Consider the following 8,155-nt stretch of genomic DNA (forward strand, 5'->3'; position numbering starts at 1 on the left):
TTCGCCCGATGACTCATTTCGCAATCCGAGAGACACCCATGACCCGCTACGCCACCATCATCACCGATGCTGACGGCCAGGAAATCATCAGCGCGATCGGCGAATTCGAAGGCATTGCGCCGCAGCCACGCCTGGGGCGTGTCGAGCAGGTCGCGCGCGGCGTAAAGATCGGCATGGTGCGGGACGAGGCCGGCGGGTTCGGGTTCCCGCAGGCCGGTATCGCCGGGCACCTTGTCGGTCTGGTCACGGCGCGTCTCAGGGCGCGGACCGGTGTGGCAAGGCCTTTCGCGGCGGCGAAGCCTGCCGACGCGGCAAAGCCAAAGCGCATCCAGGGAGCCAAGAAGCGCACCAGGAAGAAATCCGCTCGTTCAAAGAAACCGGCCAGCCGGGCCGGATCGATGCCGAAGGCCGGCATTCCCGCTGCCAACGCCGTGGGTGGTGACGTCCATGACTGAAAAGACAGCCGCTAGGCCGACGCGCCGCAAGCCGGCGAGACGCAGGCCCGCCGCCAGCCCGGCCGCGACGCAGAAGCCGCGCCGCAGGCGCGCCAAGAAAACACTGGGCGACGATTTCCTGGCCGCCGTGCGTGCCGATTTCCGCACACATGGCGCCGGCGTCATCGCCGAGGTGCGGGCCGACAAGCCGGATCAGTATCTCAAGATCGTGCTGTCGGTGCTGCCCAAGGATTTCGATGCCACGATCAACCAACTGGACGGCCTGAGCGATGACGAAATCCGCAGCCGCATCCGCGCCCTCGAGGCCGTCGTCAAGCCGTTCCTCGAAGAGCCCGGCGATGTCCGTGAAGACGGAATATCTGGCGCTGATGGCCGAACTGGACAGACGGCGCCGGACCAATCAACTGGCGGCCTATAGACCGTATCAACGCCAGGCCGAGTTTCACGCAGCGGGCGCCCAGAACCGCGAGCGCCTGTTCATGGCCGGCAACCAGCTCGGCAAGACCAGGGCAGGGGGCGCCGAATGGGCCATGCACCTGACCGGCCGTTATCCCCAGTGGTGGCAAGGCAAGGTTTTTGACAGTGCCGTCAGGCTGTGGGCGGCCGGCGTCACCGGCGAAGGCACTCGTGACAATCCGCAGCGCGTGCTGGTCGGTCCGCCGCAGCAGCAGGCGGCCTGGGGCACCGGCATGATCCCGGCCGACGCCATTGTGCAGACCTTCATGGGCCGCGGCGCACCGGGCGCGCTCGACAGCGTCGTGGTGCGCTGGGGCGGCGGCGGCGACGTGCAGGCCGATGAATCGGTGCTGTCGTTCAAGAGTTTCGAGAAGGGCCGCGAGAAATGGCAGGGCGAGACCCTGCACGGCGTCTGGTTCGACGAGGAACCGCCGCTCGACATCTATTCCGAAGGCCTGACCCGCACCAATGCGACGGGCGGCATCACCATCGTGACGTTCACGCCGCTGCTTGGGATGTCGGATGTGGTGCTGTTGTTTCTTTCGGCGGCGCAAGTGGAGGGCATGGCCAAAGGCAGCGGATGAAGACGTTCAAGGGTATTTGCTGCCCGCAAGCTGTCTGGCGCGGGCCTTGGGATCGGTTGCTTTCCGGGTTAGCGGTTGGCACCATATTCTTTCATCACCCGTAATCTGGTTGTACCAGACATTGCATACTTTGTTTGGTGTGTCCGGCATACAAACTTCGCGTTGGAACCCTGAAGAATTGGCGTACATCTTGCAGGTTTTCTTACTCGTATCATACGGAACGTTCGATTGGCATGCTGACGCACTCGCGGCAATGGCCACAACGATTGCTATGCGGATCATGTATCTCCCCCCAATTGGCCAGCAGCTTGCATTTACAAACAGTATTATCAATGGCGGTTACTCGTTCCAGCAAATAATTTAGGCAGACTGATATGTCTCGACACGTCACCTTCATGACCATCGACGATGCCGCGCACTACACGCCGCAGGAGCGCGCGGCGATCGTCGCGGCCTATCCGGCGCATGAGCGCGAGGCCCGGGCTCGGGGCATTCCGGTGCTGGGTTCCGGTCGTATCTTTCCGGTGGCCGAGGCGCTGATCGCCTGCGAGCCGTTCCGGCTGCCGCGCTACTGGCCCAGGCTAGGCGCGCTCGATTTCGGCTGGGACCATCCTTCGGCCGCGGTCGAGCTGGCCTGGGATACGGAGGCCGACGTCGTCTATGTCAGCAAGGCAGCGCGGGCCTCGCAGCAAACGCCGGCGATGCAGACGCTGACCTTGAAACCATGGGGTGAATGGCTGCCCTTTGCCTGGCCGCGCGACGGTCGGCGCGAAACGCTGGAAGGCGCGGGGGTGGCACTCGCCCGGCAGTACGCCGCGCACGGGCTGAACATGCTGAGCCGCCACGCGCAATTCCCCGACGGTTCGGTCTCGGTCGAAGCCGGGCTGATGGAGATGCTCGACCGCATGCAATCCGGCCGCTTCAAGGTGTTTGCCACGCTCGCCGACTGGTTCGAGGAGTTCCGGCTTTTTCATCGCAAGGACGGTCAGGTGGTCAAGCTGCGGGATGATCTGATGGCGGCGACGCGCTATGGCGTGATGATGCTGCGCGAGGCGGTGGTCGATCCGGCGGAGTTCAAGGCGGCGAGGCGGCCGGTGGGGCAGAGCGATCCGCTGGGGGCTTTCAGGTGAGAGGTGAGTTCGAGGTCGATATCCTTGGTTTCTGGTAACTGCAGTCAGGGACTTCTTGCTCGAAGCCAGGCGTTCGGAGCATCGGGAACTTGCCTCGTTCCCCATTGAAAGGGAGTTGCGAGCTGAATGATTGCAAGCCCGTCATCGGCGTCCAAAAGGGCTGAGAGCAGGTCTCTGATTGTAATTGCTGGCCCAGCGAGATCAGCTAGCCAGACAGATTCAAGGAGCCGTACGGCATTCCAATTGCCGAGTTGATCGTAAAGTGGCTGATAGTTCCGGACCTGTCGTAAGTCATAGGTAATTAGGTAGCTCGGCATTTCGCCTCCGCACGCCAATTGGCCGCGTTAGAATAACCCGATTCGCGACTTTCCCAGAATCGTGCTTTATGAAGTGGTCTTGGGAGGGGCGCATGCGTTTTGAATTGGCGAGATTATTTTTACTTGAAAGAAAACAATCCGACGCCTTTGAGCGACGGGCGGCAGACGGAAGCAAGTTAAATCGGGAACAATGGTTGCGAGAAGTATTTTCGCAAGAGATTGATTTCATTCATCGAAAGAGTGAACGCCGCTTTGTACCTGACCAGAGCCGCCCAAAGGGCGAACAGCGCATAGTTGCTCGTATCGGCCGGAAGACCCTCAGCCATGAAAACGATCCGAACGACCATCTAAAAGAAATTACCCGAGAGCAGTGGCGCGCCTGCTTGGTTATTATCGACCCGACTAGCCATGACGACGGGCAGAAAGTGGCAATCGAGACGAGTTCGATCGTTGGTTCGGGCTTCGGAAATTTTGAAAGCTTGATTACCACGATCAATGGGCACTCACCTCCCGAGCCATTCGTGATTGAATTGCATAGCATCACAGATCAAACCACTTTCTGGGAATACGTCGACCGTCATAAGGGAAAGATCACGTCCATTGCCCTGGAGGTCGTCATGCCCAATATGTTTGGTGGGTCGTCCTCATTTGAGGAAGATGCCAAGCAGCTTAGAGATAAAGAAAAGGCCCGTAAGATAAAAGAGACGATTGAAAATGAAGATGGATTAGAGCCGGAAACCGAGCGGATGCGGGATGCAGTTAGCTACGCCACGCGTGGTGGAGGGAAAGTAAAGGCGAAAGCCAAAGGCGCAACTCCGTACGATTCAACGAGAGACAAGAAATACATAGAGGCGGACGTAGACAGTGAAAATCGAGATATAAATCAGAAAACAGAAGCCGCTATAGAGGCGTTCAACAAAGACGAGAACGAAGCGGTAGTTGAGAAAGAAGTATGAGCAATACGCTTGGATATTTTCTCTTAGGAATAGCGGCGCTTGCCGGGGTGATTATATCCTTGTGCGATCCCATTTTGATTTCTGACAGAAATACGTTTCTGAAGGGATTTGTCGATGCGGATCTTCTAAATATTCTCGGGGTAATATTTGCGATAACGGCCGCGTCAGCTTCCAACATTCATTTGGAGCTTCGACGTCTTGAAGCGATGTATCAGCCCGACGCATTTCTCAGGACGCGACGAGAGGTCAAACGCGGCGCGTTTGCCCTCGTATATTTGTTCGTGGCTGCTGCTGCTTTGATGCTTTTGAAGCCAATTTTTGCTGATGGCCTATGCTCGCAGGCACTCTTCAATTCTGCGGCGATATTAATACTGCTATGGAATGTTCTGGTTCTCGTTGGACTTCTGGAGTTGTCGTTTAAGGTTGGACCAATAATAATAGATTATGACGATGCGGCAGATGAGCCATCGATCTCACCCGCTTCTAAAGGCTCTGCCGGAACTTCAGTTTCGAAAATTCGGTCTGCGGGAACCCTTCTTAAGCCTAAAGCAAAGCCCGTAACTCGAGCACCTAACGTGCGCCAAAAATGACCAGCTAGGTTTGGCCGTGTTGCCAGGAGCGCTTCTGGTGGAATTGCGGTGACAGCGCACTTTTATCAGTCGCGCCCATATGACTGGAGCGAACCTCCAGACTGAGACATAGAAAATAGCGCACTGTCACCGTAATTCTCGATCGGCGGACTGGCGAACACATCAAGATCGAGGTGCGGTACGGTTAAGTGGTCGGTGATCGCCAGAAGCGCAATTTTCCCGATGCCGAGGAGATCGAGCCTATCGAGATCCAGCAGCGGAGGGCCTTCCACGCTGACCCGCTGCGGGATTGCCGGTGACGATAAGCATCAAGGCAAGTATAACGTGATTGGCTAGGTGAACTCTAATCCCTCGCGTTAAACGCTTCAGGAGGGTAGTGCCTCTCTAATACCCTACGGGTGGTCCCGCTAGGCAGGTATTTAAGGAGCCGAAACTCAGTGATGAGCCTTGAGAAATCCTTTGAAACCGGTGAGAGGCCGTTGAACCCTGCAATAGCCGCTTCGTAACTCGAAATCTGGCTGCGCAATAGGTTTCCATAGCGGGCCTTCTCGTTAGGCGATAGCTTGTCATCTTCGGAAATCCGCTGGAGTATCGTGTACATTAATCGAAAATACGGCCCGAACTGGCCCTCGTACCTGTCATGGATGCGCTTGGTATAGATCTCGGCCAGCAAATTTATGTTCGATTTTCCCACTACTCCACCGCTCTGCATCCAGTAGCGAAATTCGATCATCGCGGCTCTGAATGCCTCATCACCTTGGCGCTGAGCTGTTTGTGGATTTAAGGCCATGGCTCGCCCGACCCGGATGATGTTTGTGCTGGGATTGCTCGCATATCCTTTCGATTTTCTGTACTCGAGGCCGTATTCAAACTTGATCGCGGCTCGGGCTTCTCGGAAAAGGCGAAGGAGTTCGAAATATGAACTCTCGAAGCGCTGAATGTGCTGGTCGCGCTGGGCGTCGTCGATTTGGCGCTGCTGCAAGCGCAGCGTATAAAGAACAGCCGCGAAAGCCAGTGTTGACATCAGCGCATTGAGCGCGCCGAAAGAATCACCCCACTGGCCGACTTTTTCGCCATTCCAGTGGACCATCATGCGTTCAGCCAAAGATGGATGAAAGAACCAAACGAGCCAAACAATCGAGGCGCCAATCGCGACTCGGAATACGAAACGGTCTTCCACTAGACTGATCTCCCCCAGTAATCGGGACTCCCTTTATCATGCAATTCAGCGATGCTGTAGCTGGTGCGGAGCGTGTCGCACTGCAATAAGTGTTCGCATCGCCGGTGCAACGCTCCGCGATCTTTCCTACATCGCTACAGGGCAGAGATCGATTGTCAGTTCAGGGGTCGCCGGCCTTGATGGTACTGGCGCAACTCGCAGGTATCACTTTGCGTCGAGAAGCCGCGATGTCTCGAATTGACGCCGTGGGTTACTCCACGATCTTCCAGTAGGAATCCTTGCGGGTCACCTTGCCGTCGCGAAACGTGTAGAAGTCACAACCCCGCACTTCCTTTTTCACGCCCTCGCGGGTGGTGCCGGTGAGCGTCCATTTCGACATGCCGGTGTCGGCGGCCTCGTCCGCAAAGTGCTCAGCCTTGCCGTAGTGGACATCGGGCAGGCCTTCGAAGCGTGTCGCCAGCGCGTCCCGTACGTTGCGCTTGCCCTCGCAACGGGTTCCCCAGGGCTCGGCTCCCCTCGGCATCTCCAGGACGCAGTCGTCGGCAAAGAACGCCATGATGCGATCGAGATCGTGCGCGTTGAAGGCTTCGCATAGCTGCGTCAGTGTCGCTCGAATGTCCATTCGCCCGTCTCCTGGATAGCCGTCGATGTCCGAAGTAGGTCACTGGCGACGGGGGCGGTCAAGTGCGCAAGCCGCCGAGACGTCGCCCGGAAGCGAGAACTGCATTCTATTGCTCAGGCCTGCTCATGCCCCTTCGCATCATGCCCGCAACCCTTCGCGACCTGTCCTACATCGCAGCCAATTTGCGCCCTGAGGACCGGGCCGAGATCGACTGTCAGCTCGACCATTGGTCGCCGGCACTGCTGGCGCTGACGGCGCTGCAGGGGTTTGCCTATGTCGCGGAGCTGGACGGCAATCCGGAGGCCGGCTTTGGCGCGGCGGAGCAACGTGGCGGGCTGTGGATCGCCTGGAGCTGGGGCACGCGCCGCATGAAGCGCTGCGTGCCTGGGATCACCGGGTTCTTTCACGCCGTGCTTGGGCCTCAGGTCGCGGCGCGGGGCGCCTGGCGGGTCGAGGCGCGGGCGCTGGCCGCCAATGAACTGGCGCTGCGCTGGCTCGGTCGGCTCGGCGCGACGCAACGCTGCCTGTTGCCGGATTACGGCCGCAACGGCGAAGACTTTTTCCTCTACGACTGGACAAGAACCTCTAATCTTGGAGAAGGCTGGAACCATGTGTCTGTTTCAAAAACCACCGGAACTGAAGCCGTTGCCGCCAACGCCGACGGCGCAGGACAAGGACGTGCAGGCGCGCGAGGCGGCATTGCGGGCTGAACTCGAACACCGGAACGGCACCGCCGGCACCATCAAGACCGACCTCGCGCCAGGCAGCCTCACCGGCCAGCGCCGCGTGCTGCTGGGGCTATGACCATGACCGCGATGAAGCGCAGTTTCAGGAAGCGCGTGTGGGACTGGTGGGTGTGGCGACGGCATGCAAGGGTGATGAAAAGGCGGGGGTGATTAGCCGATCTCCCCCCCTTGCGGGGGAGATGCCCGGCAGGGCAGAGGGGGGTGTGAAGGATCGCTACCCTTCCGCATATCTCACGCCCAGCCGAAGGCGCTTTGTGTTTGGCCGATAGGCCGAGGGACAGCACCCCCCTCTGTCCTGCCGGACATCTCCCCCGCAAGGGGGGAGATTGGCAGCTTCAGCCCCTCACACCTTCTTCGCAAAAGCCCAGACCATCAGCGGGTATTCCTCGTCATTGCTCAAATCCCGCCACAGGCCGTAGGCGCGGACGGGGCCGCCGATATGGGCCCTGGCGCAGGCCTTGTTGCCCCAGCCGTGGACCTTGACGTTGGCTTCCGCGAAGCCGCCCTCGACCATCAGCTGTTTGAGGCCGGCGGGGGTCCATCTGTTGTAGTCGTGCGGCCTGGCGTGGACGCGAAACAGGAAAGGTGTCGCCACCATCGCCCAGCCTCCGGGCCTCGTCATGGCGTGGATGTTTTCCACCGCCGCCTGCGGCCGGCGCACATGCTCCAGCACCTGGTCGGCGATGACGATGGAATATTGCTCGTCGGTGCGATCCTTGCAGATGTCAAAGGCGGGGAAATCGACCGACCTGTAATTGGGGCACATCGCCCGCCAGTAGCGGTTCCAGCCGGGCGAGATCTCGATCACGTCGGAAGCCTTGCGGTTGCCGGCTTCGAGAAAGAGGCTGAACGCCTCGATCTGGCGGATGCGCAGCCAGTTGCGGGAATCGTAACCAATGAGCCGTTTCACGGCGCGTTTGCTTTGGCTTTTCAGGGCGGCAAGGCTTGTCGTCACATCGACCTCCTCCAAAACCCGCCGCAGACGTGCGTAGCACCGCCAAGTGGGCAAAAGATGACAAGGGCGATCTCCCCCCTGTTTGGACCGGAGACATCGCGAACAGGTGTGCGAGGACATCGCGAACAGTTTTGTCACTTATCGTCTGCAGAGGTTGAGGTCGA

Annotated in this window: 10 protein-coding genes and 1 pseudogene; 8 read left to right on the forward strand and 3 right to left on the reverse strand. The window is 58.9% G+C overall.

Going from position 1 to position 8,155, the window contains the following annotated elements:
- Positions 1 to 38: 38 nt before the first annotated feature.
- From NKH97_RS19630 to NKH97_RS19655, 6 genes and pseudogenes are all read left to right on the forward strand, one after another.
- Positions 39 to 455 (forward strand): hypothetical protein, encoded by a 417-nt coding sequence (locus tag NKH97_RS19630; protein WP_352798525.1) that lies wholly within the window; start codon positions 39 to 41, stop codon positions 453 to 455.
- Entirely contained in the window at positions 448 to 873 is a 426-nt protein-coding gene (locus tag NKH97_RS19635) for a hypothetical protein (protein WP_352798527.1), read from the forward strand. The genes NKH97_RS19630 and NKH97_RS19635 overlap by 8 nt, the downstream gene beginning before the upstream one ends.
- Positions 794 to 1,453: pseudogene (locus NKH97_RS19640) on the forward strand (terminase large subunit domain-containing protein); the annotation flags it as partial. The gene NKH97_RS19635 and the pseudogene NKH97_RS19640, both read left to right, overlap by 80 nt.
- Before the next feature lie 416 nt (positions 1,454 to 1,869).
- Entirely contained in the window at positions 1,870 to 2,625 is a 756-nt protein-coding gene (locus tag NKH97_RS19645) for a phage terminase large subunit family protein (RefSeq protein ID WP_352798529.1), read from the forward strand.
- A gap of 409 nt (positions 2,626 to 3,034) precedes the next feature.
- Positions 3,035 to 3,898 carry a hypothetical protein gene (locus tag NKH97_RS19650; RefSeq protein ID WP_352798531.1) on the forward strand — a complete coding sequence of 288 codons (864 nt, stop codon included), beginning with the start codon at positions 3,035 to 3,037 and terminating at the stop codon, positions 3,896 to 3,898.
- Entirely contained in the window at positions 3,895 to 4,488 is a 594-nt protein-coding gene (locus tag NKH97_RS19655) for a hypothetical protein (RefSeq protein WP_352798533.1), read from the forward strand. Before NKH97_RS19650 ends, NKH97_RS19655 begins: the two co-directional genes overlap by 4 nt.
- Positions 4,489 to 4,831: 343 nt before the next feature.
- Here NKH97_RS19655 and NKH97_RS19660 read toward each other — a convergent pair whose 3' ends face one another.
- Entirely contained in the window at positions 4,832 to 5,668 is an 837-nt protein-coding gene (locus NKH97_RS19660) for a putative phage abortive infection protein (protein ID WP_352798535.1), read from the reverse strand.
- A 250-nt stretch (positions 5,669 to 5,918) separates the two neighbouring features.
- On the reverse strand, positions 5,919 to 6,290 hold the full coding sequence (locus tag NKH97_RS19665; RefSeq protein WP_352798537.1) for a nuclear transport factor 2 family protein: 372 nt from the start codon (positions 6,288 to 6,290) through the stop codon (positions 5,919 to 5,921).
- A gap of 125 nt (positions 6,291 to 6,415) precedes the next feature.
- On the opposite strand from NKH97_RS19665, the gene NKH97_RS19670 reads away from it, so the two are divergent.
- Together NKH97_RS19670 and NKH97_RS19675 are read left to right on the forward strand one after the other, a co-directional pair.
- Positions 6,416 to 7,000 (forward strand): hypothetical protein, encoded by a 585-nt coding sequence (locus NKH97_RS19670; RefSeq protein WP_352798538.1) that lies wholly within the window; start codon positions 6,416 to 6,418, stop codon positions 6,998 to 7,000.
- Positions 6,969 to 7,094 (forward strand): hypothetical protein, encoded by a 126-nt coding sequence (locus NKH97_RS19675; RefSeq protein ID WP_352793230.1) that lies wholly within the window; start codon positions 6,969 to 6,971, stop codon positions 7,092 to 7,094. Before NKH97_RS19670 ends, NKH97_RS19675 begins: the two co-directional genes overlap by 32 nt.
- 285 nt (positions 7,095 to 7,379) lie before the next feature.
- Here NKH97_RS19675 and NKH97_RS19680 read toward each other — a convergent pair whose 3' ends face one another.
- Positions 7,380 to 7,991, reverse strand: coding sequence for a class I SAM-dependent methyltransferase (locus NKH97_RS19680; protein ID WP_352798540.1), 612 nt, complete (start codon positions 7,989 to 7,991; stop codon positions 7,380 to 7,382).
- Positions 7,992 to 8,155: the final 164 nt, after the last annotated feature.

The organism is Mesorhizobium sp. M0870 (assembly GCF_040319775.1).
In the GTDB taxonomy this organism is placed as follows: domain Bacteria; phylum Pseudomonadota; class Alphaproteobacteria; order Rhizobiales; family Rhizobiaceae; genus Mesorhizobium.